At 64.5% G+C, this 20,934-nt stretch carries 18 protein-coding genes; 5 read left to right on the forward strand and 13 right to left on the reverse strand.

The annotated features are described in order from the left end of the window. Positions 1-38 precede the first annotated feature (38 nt). Positions 39-3,086: a bifunctional [glutamine synthetase] adenylyltransferase/[glutamine synthetase]-adenylyl-L-tyrosine phosphorylase gene (locus CH294_RS20010; RefSeq protein ID WP_037150910.1), complete on the forward strand. Its 3,048-nt coding sequence runs from the start codon at positions 39-41 to the stop codon at positions 3,084-3,086. A 13-nt stretch (positions 3,087-3,099) separates the two neighbouring features. Here the strand turns inward: CH294_RS20010 and CH294_RS20015 are convergent, their stop codons facing one another. The 6 genes from CH294_RS20015 to glnA form a co-directional block, all read right to left on the reverse strand. Further along, complete coding sequence (locus tag CH294_RS20015) at positions 3,100-4,083, reverse strand: glycine betaine ABC transporter substrate-binding protein (RefSeq protein WP_094738899.1); 984 nt, start codon at positions 4,081-4,083, stop codon at positions 3,100-3,102. 35 nt (positions 4,084-4,118) lie between these two features. Then, positions 4,119-5,102 carry a glycine betaine ABC transporter substrate-binding protein gene (locus CH294_RS20020; RefSeq protein ID WP_094738900.1) on the reverse strand — a complete coding sequence of 328 codons (984 nt, stop codon included), beginning with the start codon at positions 5,100-5,102 and terminating at the stop codon, positions 4,119-4,121. Beyond that, a complete protein-coding gene (locus tag CH294_RS20025) occupies positions 5,102-5,857 on the reverse strand; it encodes an ABC transporter permease (protein ID WP_032379555.1) in 756 nt (251 codons plus the stop codon). The genes CH294_RS20020 and CH294_RS20025 overlap by 1 nt, the downstream gene beginning before the upstream one ends. A gap of 50 nt (positions 5,858-5,907) precedes the next feature. Then, positions 5,908-7,107, reverse strand: a complete 1,200-nt coding sequence (locus tag CH294_RS20030) for an ATP-binding cassette domain-containing protein (protein ID WP_032379093.1) — start codon at positions 7,105-7,107, stop codon at positions 5,908-5,910. Beyond that, entirely contained in the window at positions 7,100-7,750 is a 651-nt protein-coding gene (locus CH294_RS20035) for an ABC transporter permease (protein ID WP_032379092.1), read from the reverse strand. The genes CH294_RS20030 and CH294_RS20035 overlap by 8 nt, the downstream gene beginning before the upstream one ends. Before the next feature lie 187 nt (positions 7,751-7,937). Continuing rightward, positions 7,938-9,374: a type I glutamate--ammonia ligase gene (glnA, locus tag CH294_RS20040; RefSeq protein WP_032368128.1), complete on the reverse strand. Its 1,437-nt coding sequence runs from the start codon at positions 9,372-9,374 to the stop codon at positions 7,938-7,940. 167 nt (positions 9,375-9,541) lie between these two features. Between glnA and CH294_RS20045 the strand changes: the two genes are divergently transcribed. Then, the gene (locus CH294_RS20045; protein ID WP_032403913.1) at positions 9,542-10,006 is read left to right on the forward strand and encodes an RDD family protein; all 465 of its coding nucleotides are present in this window, start codon (positions 9,542-9,544) and stop codon (positions 10,004-10,006) included. 42 nt (positions 10,007-10,048) lie between these two features. On the opposite strand, the gene CH294_RS20050 is transcribed toward CH294_RS20045, so the two are convergent. The 5 genes from CH294_RS20050 to sucB all read right to left on the reverse strand — a co-directional run bounded on the left by CH294_RS20050 (position 10,049) and on the right by sucB (position 15,507). After that, the gene (locus CH294_RS20050) at positions 10,049-10,804 is read right to left on the reverse strand and encodes a DUF4191 domain-containing protein (protein WP_032403914.1); all 756 of its coding nucleotides are present in this window, start codon (positions 10,802-10,804) and stop codon (positions 10,049-10,051) included. Positions 10,805-10,865: 61 nt separating this feature from the next. Further along, on the reverse strand, positions 10,866-11,879 hold the full coding sequence (lipA, locus tag CH294_RS20055; protein ID WP_170944795.1) for a lipoyl synthase: 1,014 nt from the start codon (positions 11,877-11,879) through the stop codon (positions 10,866-10,868). 10 nt (positions 11,880-11,889) lie between these two features. After that, positions 11,890-12,669, reverse strand: coding sequence for a lipoyl(octanoyl) transferase LipB (gene lipB, locus CH294_RS20060; protein WP_094610153.1), 780 nt, complete (start codon positions 12,667-12,669; stop codon positions 11,890-11,892). Between the two features lie 21 nt (positions 12,670-12,690). Further along, positions 12,691-13,581, reverse strand: a complete 891-nt coding sequence (locus CH294_RS20065; RefSeq protein WP_032379087.1) for a TIGR01777 family oxidoreductase — start codon at positions 13,579-13,581, stop codon at positions 12,691-12,693. 150 nt (positions 13,582-13,731) lie between these two features. Next, positions 13,732-15,507 carry a 2-oxoglutarate dehydrogenase, E2 component, dihydrolipoamide succinyltransferase gene (sucB, locus tag CH294_RS20070; RefSeq protein ID WP_037177409.1) on the reverse strand — a complete coding sequence of 592 codons (1,776 nt, stop codon included), beginning with the start codon at positions 15,505-15,507 and terminating at the stop codon, positions 13,732-13,734. Positions 15,508-15,892: 385 nt separating this feature from the next. Between sucB and CH294_RS20075 the strand changes: the two genes are divergently transcribed. Continuing rightward, positions 15,893-16,228: an oxidoreductase gene (locus CH294_RS20075; RefSeq protein WP_230592541.1), complete on the forward strand. Its 336-nt coding sequence runs from the start codon at positions 15,893-15,895 to the stop codon at positions 16,226-16,228. 49 nt (positions 16,229-16,277) lie between these two features. Here CH294_RS20075 and CH294_RS20080 read toward each other — a convergent pair whose 3' ends face one another. Further along, entirely contained in the window at positions 16,278-17,801 is a 1,524-nt protein-coding gene (locus CH294_RS20080) for a leucyl aminopeptidase (protein ID WP_094738901.1), read from the reverse strand. 129 nt (positions 17,802-17,930) lie between these two features. Between CH294_RS20080 and gcvT the strand changes: the two genes are divergently transcribed. Both gcvT and CH294_RS20090 read left to right on the forward strand, forming a co-directional pair. Then, on the forward strand, positions 17,931-19,031 hold the full coding sequence (gene gcvT / locus CH294_RS20085; RefSeq protein ID WP_032403919.1) for a glycine cleavage system aminomethyltransferase GcvT: 1,101 nt from the start codon (positions 17,931-17,933) through the stop codon (positions 19,029-19,031). A gap of 40 nt (positions 19,032-19,071) precedes the next feature. Further along, entirely contained in the window at positions 19,072-20,175 is a 1,104-nt protein-coding gene (locus CH294_RS20090) for a branched-chain amino acid aminotransferase (protein ID WP_032403920.1), read from the forward strand. On the opposite strand, the gene CH294_RS20095 is transcribed toward CH294_RS20090, so the two are convergent. Further along, positions 20,172-20,933, reverse strand: coding sequence for an adenosylcobinamide-GDP ribazoletransferase (locus CH294_RS20095; RefSeq protein ID WP_094704694.1), 762 nt, complete (start codon positions 20,931-20,933; stop codon positions 20,172-20,174). The two genes, CH294_RS20090 and CH294_RS20095, sit on opposite strands and share 4 nt — an antisense overlap. Position 20,934: the final 1 nt, after the last annotated feature.

Below are 20,934 nucleotides of genomic sequence, written 5' to 3' on the forward strand. Positions count from 1 at the left end.
GACGGGGTAAAACTGTGGCACGCCGAGGTGGACTGTAGATGGTGCGTCCTCCGACTTCCAGATCCGTCGTTCCTGGACCGGGCCGTCTCGGTTTGGTCGAAGAAACTGCGCCGTCCGATCTGCGCACTCTCGGTTGGACCGATGAGGACAGCCTCGAGCTGCTCTGGTCGCTGTCCCGCGCGCCCAATGCCGACCTTGCGCTCCGCACCCTGGTACGCTTGTACGAGTCGCTCGGTGCCGGTTGGTCGGAGTTCGACACGGCGCTGCGCACGGACAAGGGATTTCGCGGGCGCATCCTCGGGCTCGTCGGCGCATCGAGTGCGCTCGCCGATCACCTCGTTGCAGACGACAGCACCTGGCGTTTGCTGCTGACCAAGGAAGGTCAGGGCACTGGGGTCTCGGCGAAGATCGAACTCCCCAGCAAGGCGACACTGGTTGCGGAGCTCCTCGAGGTGGTCGGGGCCGAGCCCGAGACCGGACCCCATGCCGCACCCGATCTGTACCGGGCGTCGATCACCGGACCGCCCGCCGTGATCGCTCTGCGCAAGAAGTACCGCGACCAGATCATGGTGTTGGCCGCGTACGACCTCGCCGCGACTGTCGAGAACGAGCCCGTCCTGCCGTACACGGTGGTCGGATCGCAGCTCTCCGACATGGCCGACGCGGCCCTCACCGCGGCACTTGCCGTCGCCGTCGCAACCGTGTGCCCCGATGCGCCGTGTCCGACGCGCTTGGCCGTCGTCGCGATGGGCAAATGTGGTGCGCGCGAACTCAATTACGTCTCCGACGTCGATGTCGTGTTCGTCGCCGAGCCGGCAGACTCGCAGGCGAGCCGCATCGCGGGTGAGATGATGCGCATCGGATCCTCGGCCTTCTTCGAGGTGGATGCCGCGCTGCGACCCGAGGGCAAGCGCGGCGAACTTGTCCGCACCTTGGATTCGCATGTGGCGTACTACAAGCGGTGGGCCAAGACCTGGGAGTTCCAGGCTCTGCTCAAGGCCAGGCCGATGACCGGTGACATCGCACTGGGCAACGATTACGTCGACGCGGTCAACCCGATGGTGTGGCTGGCGAGTCAGCGCGAGGACTTCGTTCCGGAAGTGCGCGCAATGCGTCGTCGCGTCGAAGAGATGGTGCCGCCGGAGCTCCGCGAACGCGAGATCAAACTCGGACGCGGCAGTCTGCGAGACGTCGAATTCGCCGTCCAGCTACTGCAATTGGTGCACGGTCGAACCGACGAGTCGCTGCGCGTGCTCGGTACGACCGACGCCCTGACCGCGCTCACCGAGGGCGGGTACGTCGGCCGCGACGATGCCGCGAATCTGACGGCGTCCTACGAGTTCCTCCGACTGATCGAGCACCGCCTGCAGATGCAGCGAATGCGGCGCACACACACCCTGCCTCCGCAGGACGACGAGGAAGCGCTGAGGTGGTTGGCCCGTTCGGCGCACATGCGGCCCGACGGCAATCGCGACGCTCTCGGTGTGCTGAACGCCGAGATCAAGAGGAATGCCCAGCGCATCAGGCGGCTGCACGCCAAGCTCTTCTACCGGCCGCTGCTGGACTCGGTGGTCAAGTTCGACTCCGAGACAGTGCGTCTGACACCCGACGCGGCGACGCGTCAGCTCGCGGCCCTCGGCTACGCGACCCCGCAGAACGCACTGGGGCACTTGCGGGCGCTCGTCGGCTCGGGCACTCGGCGCGGCCAGATTCAGGCCGTGCTGCTGCCGACGCTGCTGGAGTGGCTCGCCGACACCCCCGATCCGGACGCCGGTCTCCTCAACTACCGCCGACTGTCGGAATCGGCAGGGGAGCAGACGTGGTTCCTGCGCGTGTTGCGCGACGAGGGCGCAGTTGCTCAGCGGCTGATGATCGTGCTCGGATCCTCGGCCTACGTACCGGATCTGTTGATCAAGGCCCCCGAGGTCATTCGTTTGTTCGCCGACGGCCCCACCGGTCCGCGCCTACTCGATGTCGAGCCCGAAGAGACCTATCGCGCCATCCTGTCTTCCTCGGCCCGCTACGAGGATCCGGTACGGGCGATCAACGCGGCTCGGGCGCTACGACGCCACGAACTGGCCCGAGTGGCCTCGGCAGACATCCTCGGCATGCTCGACGTGCCTGCGGTGTGCCGGGCGCTGTCGTCGGTCTGGGCCGCCGTCATCAATGCCGCTCTGGCAGCTGCCATCCGGGCCAGCGAGATCGAGCGCGGCGAACCGGCACCGGCAACTCTGGCCGTCATCGGTATGGGAAGACTCGGCGGCGGCGAACTCGGGTACGGCAGCGACGCCGACGTGCTGTTCGTGTGCGAGCCGGTCGATGGAGTCGACGAGACCGTTGCGGTCAAGTGGGCCAACACCATTGCCGACCGCATCCGCAAACTGCTCGGCGCGCCCAGCACCGACCCGCCCCTCGAGGTCGACACCGGACTGCGACCGGAAGGCCGCAGCGGACCGGTGGTGCGCACCCTGTCGTCCTACGCCGCGTACTACTCGCAGTGGGCCCAGGCCTGGGAAGTCCAGGCTCTGCTGCGGGCGCACCAGGTGGCCGGCGACCAGGATCTCGGCATTCGGTTCCTGCTGATGGCAGACAAGGTGCGGTACCCCGAGGGTGGGGTGTCCGCCGACGCGGTCCGCGAGATCAGACGCATCAAGGCGCGCATCGACTCCGAACGTCTGCCCAAGGGGGCCGACCCCTCCACCCACACCAAGCTCGGGCGCGGGGGATTGGCCGACATCGAGTGGACAGTCCAGCTGATTCAGCTCCGGTATGCGCACAAGGTTCTTTCGCTGCACAACACCTCGACCCTGCAGTCGCTGGACGCGATCGGCGCGGCCGAGCTCATGAGCGAAACCGACGTGGAGTTGCTGCGCGAGGCGTGGATCCTCGCGACGAAGGCCCGCAACGCACTGGTTCTGGTGCGCGGCAAGCCGACCGACCAGCTACCGGCACCGGGCGCAGTACTCTCCGCCGTGGCGCAGGTCGCGGGCTGGGAAGACGGCGACGCCGGTGCGTTCCTCGACAACTACCTGCGTGTCACGCGTCGGGCAAAGGCAGTGGTGGAGCGGACCTTCGGCGGCAGCTGATCACTGTCTCCCCCTAATCACTTCCGGCGGTGACGAATCCCTGCTTCACCATCCAGTCGCGCGCGACATCCGCCGGCTCGCGTCCGTCGATGTCCACCTGCCGGTTGAGCTCGGTGATCTCGTCGTTGGTCAAGGCCGCGGAGATCGGAGCGGTGACCTCGGCGATCTCCGGGTATTGCTCGGCAACGGGCGTGCGAATCACGACCGTGGCGTTGTAGCGGGGAAAGAAGCTCTTGTCATCTTCGATCACGACCAGGTTCAGACCTTTGATACGGCCGTCGGTGGTGAACACCTCACCGAATGTGCATTGCGAACCGTCGGCCGTTGCTTGATAGATGATGCCGCCCTGCAACACCTGCCGCGGAACGACGTTGGGGTCGAAGCCGTAGGCAGCGGCCATACCCGGAAACCCGTCCTGTCGTGAATTGAACTCGGTCTCCACGCAGGTCTGTGCCGCTGCCGGATCGGTCGTGGCGAGCGCGGCGTAGTCCGAGAGCGTCTTGATGCCGGTCGCGTCTGCCGTCGCCTGATTCATCGCGAGTGCGTACGTGTTGTCCATCGGTGCAGGGTTGACCCAGGTGAGTCCGTTGGCTGCGTCCTGGTCGCGCAAGGCTTCGAACTGCCCGAGGGCGTCCGGGATGGCGGTTTCGTTTCCCAGGAAGTTGATCCAGGCCGTACCCGTGTATTCGTATGTGACGTCCACCTGGCCGGAGACCATGGCTTGGCGGGTGCTGTTGGACCCCGAAATGTTGGTGAGGTCTCGGACGTCCGCTCCGGCCGCCACCAGCCCGAATTCGAGTATGTAACCCAGGATCACCTGCTCGGTGAATTCCTTCGAGCCGACGATCATTTGTGCGCCTTCGAGACCCGGTACAGGTTGGATGCTGCCGGGTCCCACGGACAGCGGCACCGCACTGCCCGACTGCAGACCGCAACTCGTCACTGCCGTCATCATGACGGCGCACAGGGCAATCAACCCTCGTGTCGTCTGCCGCATCAGCTTCGGTCCTCACGGCTCGGTGTAAGAGACGGCTAATCCGCGCCTGCGGTGACGAAACCCTCTTTGACCATCCAGTCACGTGCGACGTCGGCCGGTTCGCGCCCGTCGACGTCGACCTGCTTGTTCAGTTCGGTGATCTCGTCGTTGGTCAGCTTTGCCGAAATCGGCGCCGTCACCTCGGCAATTTCCGGATACTGCTCGGCGATCGACGAGCGGATCACGACGGTGGCGTTGTACCGGGGGAAGAAGCTCTTGTCGTCTTCGAGCACGGCGAGATTCAGACCCTTGATTCGGCCGTCGGTGGTGAACACCTCACCGAACTTGCATTGCGAACCCTCGGCCGTCGCCTGATAGATGATCCCGGTCTGCAGAATCTGACGGGGAACGGCGTTGGGGTCGAAACCGTACGTTGCCGCCAGGCCGGGAAATCCGTCCTGCCGCGAATTGAACTCGGTCTCCACGCACAACGCCGACGCGGCCGGGTCGCGCGCCACGAGAGCTGCGTAGTCCGACAGTGTCTTCACTCCGGTCTGGTCCGCAGTCGCCTGGTTCATCGCCAGGGCGTACGTATTGTCCATCGGTGCGGGATTGACCCACGTCAGCCCATTGGCGACATCGGCGTCGCGGACCGCATCGAACTGCTCGGTGGCGTCCGTGATGGGACTTTCGTTGCCCTGGTAGTTGATCCAGCCGGTCCCGGTGTATTCGTAGGTGAGATCGACCTGCCCTGAGACCATGGCTTGACGCGTGCTGTTGGACCCCGAAATGTTTGTCAGGTCGCGAACGTCTGCGCCTGCAGCCGACAACGCGAATTCGAGGATGTAGCCCAATACGATCTGCTCGGTGAAGTCTTTGGAGCCGACGGTCAGTTCCGCGCCCTCGAGACCTGGCATCGCTTCGATGCTGCCGGGCTCCACCGACAGCGGCACTGCGCTGCCCGATTGCAAACCGCAACCTGCCAGTGCGATCGTGCTGATCGCGCACAGAGCTATGAGTTGTTGTGTCGAGCGCCGCATCAGCGGAGTCCTTTCGGGCCGAGATAGGCCTCGGCGAGTGCCCCGAGCCAGTCCACGAACAACGCGAGGGCTACGGCGAGAACGCCTCCGACGACGAGGATTAGTGGCTGGTAGAGCTTGTATCCGGTATCGATCAGAACTCCGAGACCGCCCGCTCCCACGAGGAAGCTCAAGGTGGCGGTACCGACGGCGAGCACCAGCGACGTTCGTAGACCGGCCAACATGTACGGCACGGCGAGTGGAAACTCGATACGCCAGAGGATGCCGCTACTCGACATGCCTTGTCCACGTGCAGCATCGATGTAGCTCGGGTCGACCTGCTGGAAGCCGAGCATCGTGTTTCGGAGAACGGGAAGCAGCGAGTAGAACGCGATGGGCAGTACGCCGATCCAGAAACCGGTCTTGCCGGTCGCGAGGAACAGCAACACCAACAGGCCTACCGCCGGAGCAGCCTGACCGATGTTGGCGATACCGATGAAGATCGGTGCCAACTTTCGGTAGCCGTTGCGGGTCAACAGGATTCCCAGAGGAACCGCTATGGCAAGCACGAGCGCCGTGACGACGATCGTGATCAAGACGTGCTCTTTCAACGCCTGGAACAGCGTGGCCGCGTTCAACGTCTCCGCTTGTGTAGCAGTCAGATCGCGGGTGAACGTATAGGCAAGAAGCGCGACAACTACTATCGCGATGAGGGCCGGTTGCACCAGTAGCCGAACACGTTCCGCTCGCTTGGCAGCCTGCTTCGCCGCCTGCACGCCGCTGTCGTCCCCTGCTGCATCGACGACCGAGGAATCCGCAGCGGTCGTCACGACGGACTTCCTGCAGTCACGTCTTCCGCTGAGGTGTCCTTGTCGTGGTCGTGAGCATGCTGCGAACGGATGGTCTTGATGGTGTCGATCAGTTGCTCGATGGTGATCGTGCCGGCGTATTCGCCGCGCTGACCGGTAACTGTGGCGGTCGCGTTGCCCTCGGCGAGAAGCGCTTCGAGTGCGTCCTGCAGCGTCGACTGAGTCGAGACCATTTCGCCCATCGGAACACCGACATCGCGCAGGCTGCCTACCCCCGCGAGATGACGGCGATCGGTCCAACGAATGGGCCGCTTACGCGCATCGAGAATGATTCCCCATGCCTCCGGGTCGTTTCCGAGAGCCGCGTTCATCGACTCGACCGGCTGGTCTTCGCCCATGACAGGAACATCGGACAACTCGATGTCGCGCACTCTCATCAGTGTCAGTTGCTTGAGCGCTGCACCGGCACCGACGAATCCGGCGACCGTCTCGTCGGCTGGGTTGGCCAGCACCGCTTCGGGGGTATCGAACTGCAGGATTCGGGACTGATTGCCCAGCACGGCGATTCGATCACCGAGTTTGACGGCTTCGTCGAAGTCGTGCGTGACGAAGACAATCGTCTTGCCCAGTTCGGCCTGCAGACGCATCAATTCGTCCTGAAGCAAACCGCGAGTGATGGGGTCGACGGCACCGAAAGGCTCGTCCATCAACAGAACCGGCGGATCGGCGGCCAGGGCGCGCGCAACACCGACACGTTGCTGCTGACCTCCGGACAGCTGGCGTGGGTAGCGTTCGCGGTACAACGCTGGATCGAGACCGACGAGATCGAGCATTTCGTCCGTGCGGTCCGAGATCCTCTTCTTCTTCCAGCCGATCAGCCCTGGAACCATGCCGACGTTCTCGGCAATGGTCATGTGCGGGAACAGCCCTGCTTGCTGGATGGAGTACCCGATGGTGCGGCGGAGCTCGTTCGGGTTGATCGACAATGCGTCCTTGCCGCCGATGGTGATGCGGCCCGACGTCGGTTCGATCAATCGGTTGATCATTCGCATGGTCGTCGTCTTGCCGCAGCCCGACGGTCCGACCAATACGACCACTTCGCCGGCCGGGATCGTCATCGACACGTTGTCGACGGCGGCGTCCTTCTGGCCCGAGTAACTCTTGGTCACGTTCTCCAGCACGATTTCTGCACCGGATACGGTCGTTTTCTCACTCACGGATACCCCTCGAGGTGGTCAGTTTGCCGATCACGACGTAGATCCCATCGAGGATCAACGCCAGCAGGACGATGAGGATGGTGCCGGTCAGTGCCTGTGGAACGGCGGTGGGGCTGCCGACCCGTGCGAGCCCGGAGAACAGAAGATTGCCCAGGCCAGGGCCTTTGGCGTAAGCAGCGATGGCCAGGATGCCCATGGCCAGCTGTGTACTGACTCGCATCCCGGTCAGAATGGAGGGCCACGCAAGTGGAATCTCGATGCGCCGCAACACGAGAATGCGGCTCATGCCGATTCCGCGGGCGGCATCGGTTACTGCCGGATTGACCGCGTCCAGGCCGACCACCGTGTTTCGGATGATCGGGAGCAGTGAGTACAGGACCAGAGCGGTGACTGTCGGTCGAACACCCAGCCCCAGGATGGGGATCAGCAGACCCAACAGTGCAAACGACGGAATCGTGAGGACGGTGCTCGCCAGGGCCGTGGCGATAGCGGAGCCGGCCGGACTGCGATAGACGAGCACACCGATGGCGACGCCGATGACGGTAGCGATGACGACGCATTGGATGACGGCCGACACGTGCAGATAGGAGTCGATTGCCAACTGCCTTCGCCGTCCGACGATGAATTCCCACAGTGCATCCATGCAGTTGTCGTCCTCTGTTCGCCGGTAGCGGATAAATATCTTTACCCCGCGTACCACTTATCAAACGCCGACCGGTCTGAATTCTTTGCGTATTGCCGCAAAAGTTGCCGATCGGAAACCATGGAGAACGCACAAACGCCCGGCCGAAAAGATTCGGCCGGGCGTTTTGGGTGTGAAATTTATCGACTCACACGTCGTAGTACAGCGAGAACTCGTACGGGTGCGGACGCAGGTTCACCGGAGCGATTTCCTGCTCACGCTTGAGCGAGATCCAGGTCTCGATCAGGTCGGTCGTGAACACGCCACCCTCGGTGAGGTAGTCGTGATCGGCCTCGAGACGGTCGATGACCGCGTTGAGCGAGGTGGGTGCCTGAGGAATGTTCTTGGCTTCCTCGGGCGGCAACTCGTAGAGATCCTTGTCGACCGGAGCCATCGGCTCGATCTTGTTCTTGATTCCGTCCAGGCCCGCCATCATCTGAGCAGCGAAGTTCAGGTACGGGTTGCCCGAGGAGTCCGGCGCGCGGAACTCGAGGCGCTTGGCCTTCGGGTTGTTGCCGGTGATCGGGATGCGCACCGCCGCGGAGCGGTTGCGCTGGCTGTAGACCAAGTTGATGGGGGCTTCGTAGCCCGGCACCAAGCGGTGGTACGAGTTGATCGTCGGGTTGGTGAAGGCCAACAGCGACGGCGCGTGGTGCAGGATGCCGCCGATGTAGTGGCGTGCCAGATCCGACAGTCCGGCGTATCCGGCCTCGTCGTGGAAGAGGGGCTTTCCGTCCTTCCACAGCGACTGGTGCACGTGCATGCCCGAGCCGTTGTCGCCGAAGAGCGGCTTCGGCATGAAGGTTGCCGACTTGCCGTTCTGCCACGCGGTGTTCTTGACGATGTACTTGAACAGCTGCAGATCGTCGGCCGCGCGGAGCAGCGTGTTGAACTTGTAGTTGATCTCCTGCTGCCCGCCGGTGCCGACCTCGTGGTGGGCACGCTCGAGCTCGAAGCCCGCGTTCTGCAGGTTGGTGGAGATCTGGTCGCGCAGGTCCACGTAGTGGTCGTACGGAGCGACGGGGAAGTAGCCACCCTTGAATCGAACCTTGTAGCCGAGGTTCGGGCTGCCGTCTGCCTCGGTCTCGGCTCCGGTGTTCCACCAACCCGAGGACGAGTCGACCTCGTAGAACGCGCCGTTGGCCTGCGAATCGAAGCGGACGGAATCGAAGATGTAGAACTCGGCCTCGGCACCGAAGTAAGCGGTGTCGGCGATGCCGGTGCTGGCCAAGTACTCCTCGGCCTTGCGAGCGACGTTGCGCGGATCGCGGCTGTATGCCTCACGCGTGAACGGATCGTGGACGAAGAAGTCGATGTTCAGCGTCTTGGCGTTGCGGAACGGGTCGACCTGAGCGGTGGCGTAGTCCGGAAGCAAGATCATGTCGGACTCGTGGATGGACTGGAAGCCGCGGACGGACGAGCCGTCGAACGCGAGACCGTCTTCCAGGGTATCCGCCGTGAACGCCTTCGCGGCGATCGAGAAGTGCTGCTGTGCACCCGGCAGATCCGTGAATCGGATGTCGACGTATTCGATTCCTTCATCTGCGATGAACTTGATGACCTCTTGGGCCGTGGAAAACGCCACGCTTTTGCTCCTTTGTTGAGTCCGTCGAACTGACGGTATGGACTTGGTGTTGCCCGCCCGTCAAGGTCGTGTTTCGCCCGTGTTACGCGTCCTGGTTCACGAGTGGCACGAACAACAGTACGTCCGCGTGTTTTCCCGTGTGTCCGGTCGCGCCTATCCTGGAAATCATGGCACGAATGACAGGGTCCTGGTTGTCCGGACCGGCGGCCGCGAACCCACGACAACCACAGAACTTTCGCGGCGAAGAACTGGGCCTGCCTCAGCAGGGGGTCGGCGCACTGGCAGGTGCAGGCCGCAGAATTCTGGCCCTGATTCTGGACTGGACCATGGCGACCGGCGTCGCGTCGCTGATACTCGGCGGTTACACCACGAGTGGGTTGATCTCGACGATCGTGCTTGCGGTGTGGTTCGCAGTTGGACTGGTGACCGTCTCGCTGTTCTCGTTCACCCCGGGGCAGTTCGTGGTCGGTATCCAGGTCGGTCGCATCGACGCCCATGCCCGAGTCGGCTTCGTCCGGGCGCTGGTTCGTCAGCTGATTCTGCTGTTCGTCGTGCCGGCCGTCATCACCGACATGGACGGACGCGGAATGCACGACCGCGCAACGGGAACAGCCCTGCTGCGGACCCGCTGAGGGAGCGCACCAGGGCTGCTGCTGTGGAGTGTCGATCGGGATCTAGCGGCGCTTCATGGTCCGCTGGACGCCCTTCATCTTGGCCCCGCCGGGAACGGGTCCCTTCGGCATTGCCGGGCCGCCCTTCGTGCCGAGCGCGGAGAGCCGTGACTCGATGGTGTCCATGCGCTTGCCGTCGATGTTCTTGGGCAACTTCGACAGATACTTCTGCAGACCCGACAGAGGAATCTGGTTCTCTTCGTTTCCGACGATGACGTCGTAGATGGGGGTGTCACCCACCAGGCGGGCGGTCTTCTTCTTCTCTTGTGCCAGCAGTGCTTTCACGCGCTGCGGTGCACCCTCGGCAACGAGGATGACCCCGGGCTTTCCGATCACCCGGTGCACGGCGTCGAGGTGAGTGGTGCCGGCGATCGCGTTGGTCACCCGCCACGAACCCTGCAGGTTGTCCAGGGCCCAAGCTGCAGCACCGGCCTGGCCGTCGGCTTTTTTGTACACCGACTTCTGCACCCGGCGACCGAAGATGATGAAGGCGACCAACACGCCGAGCAGCAAGCCGATGGGGAGCAAGAACCACTGGAAGCCGAAGGCGAGGCCGATGAGGAAGCCGACGAGCCCGAGCCCGACCACCGCCCCGATCATCAGCGGAAGGAGAGCCTTGTCGTCCTTGCGCTGCATCTGGAATGCCTGCCACAGCTGACTGCGGCGTTCCTTCGATGCCTTCTTGCGGGCCGCTTTCGCGGCTGCTTTTGCTTCCTTGCTGGGCTTCCCTGCTTTGCCAGCCTTACTGCCGTTCGCCATACCTCACAGGATACGTCCTGTGCCGGCGCTCACGTGCACCCCTCCGGATTGGGAACGAGGATCAGCGAGCGGCCAGACGTGCCATCAACGAACTGGCCTCCTGTGAGGCTTCGCCGCCGTCGGTCAGATGGCTCATGCTCTCGGGCAGTTCGCGACCGTGGTGCGCCATGGCCTGCGCGTACAGGCGCCCGGCACGGTAGGACGAGCGGACCAACGGGCCAGCCAGCACACCGGCGAATCCGACCTCGGTGGCGTAGTCGGAGTGCTCGACGAACTCCTCCGGCTTCACCCACCGCTCGACGGGGTGGTGCCGCGGTGAAGGCCGCAGGTACTGGGTGATGGTCAGGATGTCGCAGCCCGCCTCGTGCAGGTCGCGAATCGCTTCCTGCACCTCTTCGGGCGTCTCGCCCATACCGAGGATGAGGTTGGACTTGGTGACCAAGCCGTCATCGCGCGCCGCAGTGATGACGTCCATCGACCGCTGGTATCGGAACGCAGGACGAATGCGCTTGAAGATGCGCGGCACGGTCTCGACGTTGTGGGCCAGCACCTCCGGTCGCGAGGAGAAGACCTCGGCCAGCTGATCGGGCTTGGCGTTGAAATCGGGGATGAGCAGCTCGACACCGGTGTTCGGGTTCAGCTTCTTGATGAAGCGCACCGTCTCGGCGTACAGCCATGCTCCGCCGTCCTCGAGATCGTCACGGGCGACGCCGGTGATCGTGGAGTAGCGCAGACCCATGGCCTGCACGGACTCCGCCACACGGCGCGGCTCGTCTCGGTCGAGGTCGTCCGGCTTGCCGGTGTCGATCTGGCAGAAATCGCAACGGCGGGTGCATTGCTCACCGCCGATGAGGAAGGTCGCTTCGCGATCTTCCCAGCATTCGTAGATATTCGGGCAGCCGGCTTCCTCGCACACCGTGTGCAGACCCTCACGCTTCACAAGACCTTTGAGCTCGGTGTATTCCGGGCCCATCTTGGCTTTGGTCTTGATCCAGTTGGGTTTGCGTTCGATGGGGGTCTCCGCGTTTCGGATCTCGAGGCGGAGCAGCTTGCGTCCTTCTGGGGCCACAGTCACAGATTCGATGCTACGCGCCGAACCGAACGGTGGTGAACTGCGGGTTGATCGACGCGCCGACTGTCGCCGGATGCTCGATGTCGTGGTCCTGCACCGGCATCGAACCGTCGAGGGCAGCCAGTATTGCGGTGGTGACGGCCGCGAGGACGTCGTCGGTCGTCACGTCACGTCCCAGTTCGAGCGACAGTGACGTGACGCCCGCATCGGCGATACCGCACGGCACGATCGCATCGAACCCGGTCATGGCTGCATTGCAGTTGAGCGAGAAGCCGTGCAGTGTCACCCCGCGCTGGACTCGGACCCCGATCGCGGCGATCTTGCGCTCGGGAAGCCAGATGCCGTCGCGCATTTCGGCTGCAAGCCACACCCCTGAGCGGCCGTCGACGCGTCCGCACACGATGCCGTATCCGGATACGACGGAGATCAGCGCTTCTTCGATACGGCGCACGTACTTAACGACGTCGATGGGCTGCGCGAGCTTCACGATGGGATATCCGACCAATTGGCCAGGACCGTGCCAGGTGATCTTGCCGCCGCGGTCCACCTCGACGACGGGAGTGCCGTCCCGGGGCATGTCTTCCTCGGCGGTGCGTCGCCCCGCGGTGTAGACGGACGGATGCTCGAGCAGCAGCAGGGTGTCGGAGCCGACGCCGTCGGCCCGGGCACCCGCCAGGTCGCGCTGCAAAGCCCATGCCTCGGTGTACTCGACGGTGCCCAACTCGCGGACCACGACAGGCTCGGTGCTCGCGCGTGCCGATGCTCGGACCGACGAAGAGTTCGCGTCACTCATGATTCGGAACGGTACGCCGCGTCAGCTACCCACAGCTACTCGCAGTGCCTCTCCCACGGTGTTGTGCTCGAACGAGTACCCCGCGTCCTCCAGAGCCTTCGGAATGGCGCGCGGGCCGGTGAGAATGGCTTCCTCGGCGAATTCGCCGATCACTGCCTTGAGAGCGAAGCCGGGGACGACCCACGGGGCTGGGCGGTGCACCGCACGGGACATCGCACTGTTGAACTGCGCGTTCGTCACCGGGGTCGGACCCACCATGTTGACCGGTCCACGCAAGGAATCGCTCTCGATGCCGTGGACGATGGCACCGATCTCGTCTTCCAGAGAAATCCACGGGAAGTACTGACGTCCACTGCCGAGCCGCCCGCCGAGGGCGAACAAATACAGCGGTCGAAGTTTGCCGAGCATTCCGCCGCGCTGCGACAGCACGACGCCGCTGCGGAGCATGATCGTGCGTACACCCGCATCGGACGCCGCAGACGTGGCGTTCTCCCAATCACGACACACCTCGGCCAGAAAACCCTCACCGACGGGAGCGGTCTCGTCGACCACTCGGTCGCCCGTGTCGCCGTAGAAGTTGACGCCGCTGGCGTTGATCAATGTCGGTACTCCCGCATCGGCGGCAGCGCCTGCGAGCACCTCGGTGGGAGCGATTCGACTGTCGCGCACCAACTGCTTGTAGGCACCGGACCATCTCTTGTCGCCGATTCCGACACCACACAGGTTGACGATCGCGTCGGCACCGTCGAGGGTGGCCGCGTCGATGCTCCCGCGCGACGGGTCCCACTGCGACTCGTCCGGGCCTGCCGGTGAACGCCGTACGAGGCGGGTGACGTCGTGGCTCCGACCCCGCAGTGCTGCGACCAGGGCTGTGCCGATCAATCCCGATGAACCTGCAATGACTACGCGCATATGAACGAAAGCCTCCTTGACGCAGTCCGGGGCATCATTCGCGAACGAATGATGCCCCGGATGCTCGGTTCGTGCCCCACTTGTCGAGACTCCGATGCGAATGTGTCGCGCTCCTACGAGAATACGTGAGGCGCGAAACTCGCCGGTTGTCTACAGGCCGAGATCGGCCTCGAACGACGCTACTTCGAGACGCTGCTTGATCGTCGTCAGGAAGCGCCCTGCGTCGGCTCCGTCCACCAACCGGTGGTCGTAGGTGAGCGGCAGGTAGCACATCGAGCGAACACCGATCGACTCGTTGCCCGAGTCGTCCTTGACGACCACGGGACGCTTGACGATCGCACCCGTACCCAGCATGGCCGCCTGCGGCGGAACCAGGATCGGGGTGTCGAACAGCGCACCCTGGCTGCCGATGTTGGTGATCGTGAACGTGCCACCGGACAGCTCGTCCGGCTTCAGCCCACCCGAACGTGCGCGGGTCGCGATGTCGTTGATCGCCCGAGCCAACCCGGCCAGCGACAGGTCACCGGCGTTGTGGATGACGGGGGAGAGCAGACCCTGCTCGGTGTCCACAGCAATGCCGAGGTGGACATCGGCGTGGTAGGTGATCTCCTTGGCGTCCTCGTTGATGCTCGCATTGACGTTGGGGTGCGCCTTGAGGGCCTCCACGACGGCCTTCGCGAAGAACGGCAGGTACGTCAGATTGACGCCCTCGTTCTCGGCGAACTTCGCCTTCGCCTTCGTTCGCAGACCGGCGATCTTGGTGACATCCACCTCGAAGGTCTGCGTGAGCTGCGCAGAGGTCTGCAGCGACTCGCGCGTCTTCTTCGCGGTGATCTGACGGATCCGGTTGATCTTCTGCGTGGTGCCACGCAGATGTGCGAGCTCCGGGCGAACACCGGCAGTAGCCGGCGCAGCAGGCTTGGCGGCAGCTGCGGGCGCAGCCTCGGCGGCCGGAGCTGCCGGAGCCTTCTTGGCCTCGGCAGCCGCGAGCACGTCCTGCTTGCGGATACGTCCACCGACACCGGTGCCCTTGACCGTGGAGAGATCGACGTCGTTGTCCGACGCCAGCTTCCGGACGAGCGGTGTGACGTACGGGCTGGAATCACCCGACGGTGCCGACTCCTTGGCCGGAGCGGCCTTGGGAGCCTCCTGCTTCGGCTCGGGCTTGGGCTCGGCCTTCGGGGCTTCCTGCTTGGGAGCCTCCTTCTTCGGCTCTTCCTTCTTCGGCTCTTCGGCCTTCGGGGCCTCGGGCTCCGGGGTGGCCTCGGGCTCGGGAGCCTTCTCGGCGGGCGATCCGGATCCGATGACGGCGAGCTGGCCACCGACGGCAACCGTGTCGTCTTCCTCGGCGGAGATTTCGAGCAGTGTTCCGGCGACCGGAGACGGGATCTCGGTATCGACCTTGTCGGTGGAGACCTCGAGCAGCGGCTCGTCGACTGCAACCTCGTCGCCGACGGCCTTGAGCCATCGGGTCACGGTGCCCTCGGTGACGGACTCACCCAACTCGGGCATCGTCACGGGCGTACCGGATCCTGACGAGTCGGACGATGCACTCGCTGCGGGTGCCTCCTCCTCTGCCTGGGGCTCGGGCTCGGCTGCGGGAGTGGGCTCCTCGGCAGCTTCCTCGGGTGCCGATTCCTCGGCGGGGGCAGCGTCCTCGGCCGGTGCGTCGGACGAGGGGGCCTCGCCTGCGTCACCGATCTGGGCGAGCTCGCCACCGATCTCGACGGTGTCGTCTTCCTGAGCGACGATCTTGGTGAGAACACCGGCAGCAGGCGACGGGATCTCGGTATCGACCTTGTCCGTGGAGACTTCGAGCAATGGCTCGTCGACTTCGACGGTGTCGCCTTCTTGTTTGAGCCACCTCGTGACAGTTCCCTCGGTGACACTCTCACCGAGAGCTGGCATCTGGACGGAGAAGGCCATGTCTGTTGACTCCTCGACAGTTGTATGCGGGTGATGTAGTTCTTACGACTTGTGGTCGCAGACCATTGTGCTGGCGGAACAGGGTTCATGGACGAGAGTTGGGTGATTCGATTCGACGGAGGCACCGGTGCGATCGACACTCACCGAGCATGTTCGGCTCGATCCAGCGCCCACGTCGACACTCCCTCTCGGCAACTCACTTACTCACTTCACGAGCCTTGGTTCACTATCAAGAGAGCTGAACCCTCTACAGTCATCCTTCCATTGTTGTCGCCTCGCCGTTCCCCTAGGGCGCACAACACGCCTGGCAAACTGGCGGGTAACAACATTTCCGGCATCCGTGCCGGCGATCCATAGGCCGTACGAAAAGGATGTTCTCGTGGGATTGTTCGATCGACTCAAACGAAGCGGCGGGGCCGCCAAACGTGGCCCCGAAGGGTCGGTCGCCCAGTACCTGGCCGATTGGACCGCCGCGCGAATCGGTGTCGAGGCCTACGTCGAGCCCAAGACGACGGTGACCCCGCTGACCGTCGTACTGGTCGCGAACGACGGCGAATGGACCCGGCGGCCGCTGGATGAAAAATATGCACGAAAGATCGGACCCGACCTGAAGATCCCGGTGTACGACGTCCGCAAGACCGGGTATCCCCAGCGAATGCGCGACCACGACGCGCGCCAGAAGATCATCAAGAAGCGCGAACAGCAGCAGCGCGACGTGTGATCGAAGTCCGTGCGCGAGGACGTTGCTCCTCGCGCACGGACGGTCCGAATCAGCCGTTCTCGACTATGTCTTCGAGAACCGCGAACATGGTCCGCACGGGAACTCCGGTGCCGCCCTTGCCGGTGTAGCCGAAGGGGCCTCCGGTGTTGTAGGCCGGGCCCGCGACATCGATGTGTGCCCATTCGACGCCGTCGGCCACGAATTCCTTCAGGAACAGAGCTGCTGCCAGCATTCCTCCGGCCCGGCCGTTGGTGACGTTCGCCAGATCGGCCACCTTGGAGTCGAGTTCGCGTCGAATCTCCTTCGGAAGCGGCATGGCCCAGCCGTTCTCGCCGATGGCCTGGGAGATTTCGGCAACCCGGTCGCGGAAGTTGTCGGTACCCATCACGCCCGGCGTTCTGTTGCCGAGCGCTACGACCTGAGCCCCGGTGAGCGTTGCTGTGTCGATGAGGTAATCCGGATCGTCCTCGCAGGCACGCACTATCGCGTCGGCCAGCACCAGTCGACCTTCGGCGTCGGTGTTGATGACCTCGACGGTGATGCCGCCGTACTGCGTCAACACATCGCCGGGACGCTGCGCGGTTCCCGACGGCATGTTCTCGGCCATCGGCACCGTCGCGATGACATCGAGTGGCAGGCCGACCTTCGCGGCGAGGATCACCGTCGCGATGACCGCAGCCGCGCCGCCCATGTCCGAGGTCATGTTCTCCATGCCCGCAGCGGGTTTGATGGAGATGCCGCCGGTGTCGAACGTGATTCCCTTGCCCACCAGGGCAACCTTCTTGGTGCCACGCTTGCCGCCGGCGTGGGTCAGGCGAACCAATCGCGGCAACCGCGAGGATCCCTTACCGACTCCGTGAATGCCGCCGTAACCACCCTTTTCCAAGGCCTTGTCGTCGAGGATCTCGACTTTCAGTCCTGCTGCGGTGCCGAGCGATTTGGCTCGGTCCGCGAATTCCTCCGGATAGAGGTGGCTCGGTGGGGTGTTGACGAAATCGCGCGCCACGGCGACGGATTCGGCAATGGCGACCGAGCGCGCCAGCTCGTTCTTGGCATCCTTCGAGCGAGAGTCGGCAACGAGCAATTCGACGCGGGCGAGGGGAAGACCGTCGGCCTTCGGTGCCGACAGTGCGGACTTGAATTCGGTGAACTGATACGCGCCGAGGAAGAACCCCTCTGCGGCCGCTCCGAGATCGAGTGCGGACAACGTCGTCGCGACCGTATCGACACCCTTGAGCGAGCGTGCCGCGGTACCGGCCGACTGACGAACGCGTTCGCTGTCGATGTCGGCAGCGTTGCCGAGGCCCACTGCCAGGACACTGGAGACGGGCAGTCCGGACGGAGCCGGTATCCGAACGAGCTCGTCGGCTTTGCCGGTGGCACCGACGGATTCGAAGGCGTCGAGGAGTTCTGAAGCAACGGCGTCATCCGAAATGTCATCGGTGATGGCGAGCTCGAGGCCGTCGTCACTGGTACTCAGCGCGACGACGAGAACGTCGACTTTCTTGCCGAGCTTGCCCGCGAGGACCAGGTCGGGTCCGAGAGTGCGGGATAGCGTCGAAGGTGAAGGCACGTGGCTGCTCCTGTAGGGGTTGACGTGTAGGTACCTCGATCCTAATGACGATCGATGGCGCAGCGGACCGAGGGACGAACTCGGTCCGCAGGGCCCGCACGAGCCGTGATGTGAGCTAGCGTGACCGCCATGACCGACACCGACCTGATCGAGGGACCGCTGCACGCCGTACACACCGAATTGGGTGCGACATTCGCGCCTTTCGGCGGTTGGACCATGCCGGTGTCGTACGCCGGTGTGGTCGTCGAGCACACCGCGGTGCGGGAAACCGTAGGTCTGTTCGACGTCGGCCACCTGGGCAAAGCGTCGGTCACCGGACCCGGCGCTGCCGCCTTCGTGAACTCTGTTCTGACCAACGATCTCGGCCGCATCGAGCCGGGTAAAGCGCAGTACACCCTGTGCTGCACGGAATCCGGCGGGGTGGTCGACGACCTCATCGCGTATTACGTCTCCGACGACGACGTCTTCCTGGTGCCGAACGCGGCCAACACGGCCGAGGTCGTCGCCGCGATGGCAGCGCAGGCACCCGACGGCGTGTCGGTGGTGAATCAGCACCGCGAGTTCGGAGTGCTGGCCGTGCAGGGGCCGAAAGCGGCCGAGGTGCTGCAGGAACTGGGCCTGCCGACCGACATGGACTACATGGCGTTCGAGGACGCAACCTGGAATTCGGTGGCAGTGCGGGTGTGCCGAACCGGTTACACCGGCGAGCACGGCTACGAACTCGTTCCACCGGCGGGCGATGTGGAACCGCTCTTCCGCGCACTGCTGGCCGCCGTGCGGTCTCGTGGGGGACAGGTGTGCGGGCTCGGAGCACGCGACACTCTGCGCACCGAGATGGGATACCCGCTGCACGGACACGAACTGTCACTGGACATTTCGCCCCTGCAAGCCCGGTGCGGTTGGGCGATCGGCTGGAAGAAGGACGCGTTCTGGGGCAAGGAGGCACTGACCGCGGAGAAGGCCGATGGGCCGGCGCGAACACTGCGCGGACTGAAAGCTCTCGACCGCGGCGTACTCCGCCCCGGTCTCACCGTGCGGGCGTCGGGTCAGGACATCGGGACGACGACCTCTGGAACTTTCTCACCGTCGCTCAAGGTGGGTATCGCCCTGGCCCTGCTCGACGCCGAGGCAGCTCCGGCGGTCGGTTCGGAGGTCGAGGTCGATGTTCGCGGGCGTGCGTTGCGCTGCGAAGTGGTCGCGCCACCGTTCGTCGCTGCCAAGACCAGGTGACCGCGCGAGAGCGGGTGACCTCCACGATAGGATCTCGGGCATGACAGGTGTTTCCGAATTCGCGTACGTGCAGCATCCCTCGCCCGCTACACCGGCGGAGCGCGACGCCGTGCTTGCCGCACCAGGATTCGGAAAGCACTTCACAGATCACATGGTGTACATCGACTACACCCGAGACCGTGGCTGGCACGACGCGACGATCGCTCCGTACGGCCCGATCGAGCTCGACCCGGCGGCGATGGTGCTGCATTACGGACAGGCCATCTTCGAGGGCCTCAAGATCTACCGTCAGCCGAACGGTGACCTCTCGACGTTCCGGGTGGAGTCCAACGCCGAGCGGTTCCGGTCCTCGGCTCGCCGGCTCGCGATGCCGGAACTCTCGGACGAGCTCTTCGTCGGATCGATCGAGAAGCTGCTCGAACTCGACCACGAGTGGGTGCCCGCGGCCGGCGGTGAGGACGCGTTGTACGTCCGTCCGTACATGTTCTCCACCGAAGCCGGCCTGGGCGTGCGCCCCGCCGACTCGTACCGGTACATGCTGATCGCCTCGCCTGCGGGCGCGTACTTCCCCAGGGGAGTCAAGCCGGTGAGCGTCTGGCTGTCCACCGAGTACGTCCGGGCGGCACCGGGCGGTACTGGAGCTGCGAAGTTCGCAGGCAACTATGCCGCGTCACTCCTCGCCCAGGCGCAGGCCAGCGACGAAGGATGCGATCAGGTGGTCTGGCTCGACGCCACCGAGCGCCGCTACGTCGAGGAGATGGGCGGGATGAACCTGTTCTTCGTCTTCGGCTCGGGCTCCGATGCGCGACTGGTGACGCCATCGCTGTCCGGATCACTCCTCCCCGGCATCACGCGTGACTCGCTGCTGGCGCTGGCGACGGACGCCGGCATCCCCGTCGAAGAACGCCGAATCTCCACCGAGGAGTGGCGCAAGGGTGCCGACTCGGGCGAGATCACCGAGGTGTTCGCCTGTGGCACCGCAGCCGTCATCACCCCGGTGGGCAGCGTCAAGTCCACCGAGGGAGCATTCGAGATCGCAGGCGGTGAGCCCGGCGAGATCACGCTCGCACTGCGAGACACGCTCACCGGCATCCAGCGCGGCACGTTCGCCGATACCCACGGTTGGATGACCACACTGCGCTAGCTCCCGACGAGAATGCCGATCGCGGCCAGGGCGGTGGTGGTCTCGATTCCGGCCCCGAGCACGTCGCCGGAGAGACCGCCGAAGCGTCGGACGCAGTGCCGAGTCAGAACCACGGCAAGGGCGAGCACAACGACGACCACCAGAGGGCCGTGCCACGGGCGGTCGGGCCTGATGTACACGGACATGGCCGTTGCCACGCCTGTCCACAACGCCACGAGTGCGGTCGACTGAGTGCCTGCCACCAGCGCGCCGAAGCCGGTCGGTGCCGCCGCGTCGATCCCTCGGCGGCACGCGAGCACCACCGACACACGTCCGATGACCGAGACGAACACGATGGCCCACCACATGTGCAACTGAGCGAGCTGGCCCACGCTTGCAGCCTGTATCCCCAACACCAGAGCAAGCGCTGCCACTCCGAACGGGCCTGCGCTGCCGGACTTCATGACTTCTCTCGCGCGCTCGGGCGGGCCGTAGCAACCGAGTCCGTCTGCGGTGTCGGCCAGGCCGTCCAGGTGCATCCCCCTGGTCAGCAATGCAGCAGCCGCGACGCCGACCAGTCCGCTGAGCAGCGGCGACAGTCCGACGGTGATCGATGCCCACACCAGCGCCGCGCAGGTGCCGCCGAGAGCGAGACCGACGATCGGAGCACGAGCTATCGCCCGTCCGGCCGCGTGTCGATCGACGTTCTCGGGGCCGCGTACGGGCAGTACGGTCAGCCAGGAGAACGCGAGCAACAGTCCATCGGCTCGCCCGCGCACC

The sequence above is a fragment of the Rhodococcus sp. 14-2483-1-1 genome (assembly GCF_002259335.1).
In the GTDB taxonomy this organism is placed as follows: Bacteria; Actinomycetota; Actinomycetes; order Mycobacteriales; family Mycobacteriaceae; genus Rhodococcoides.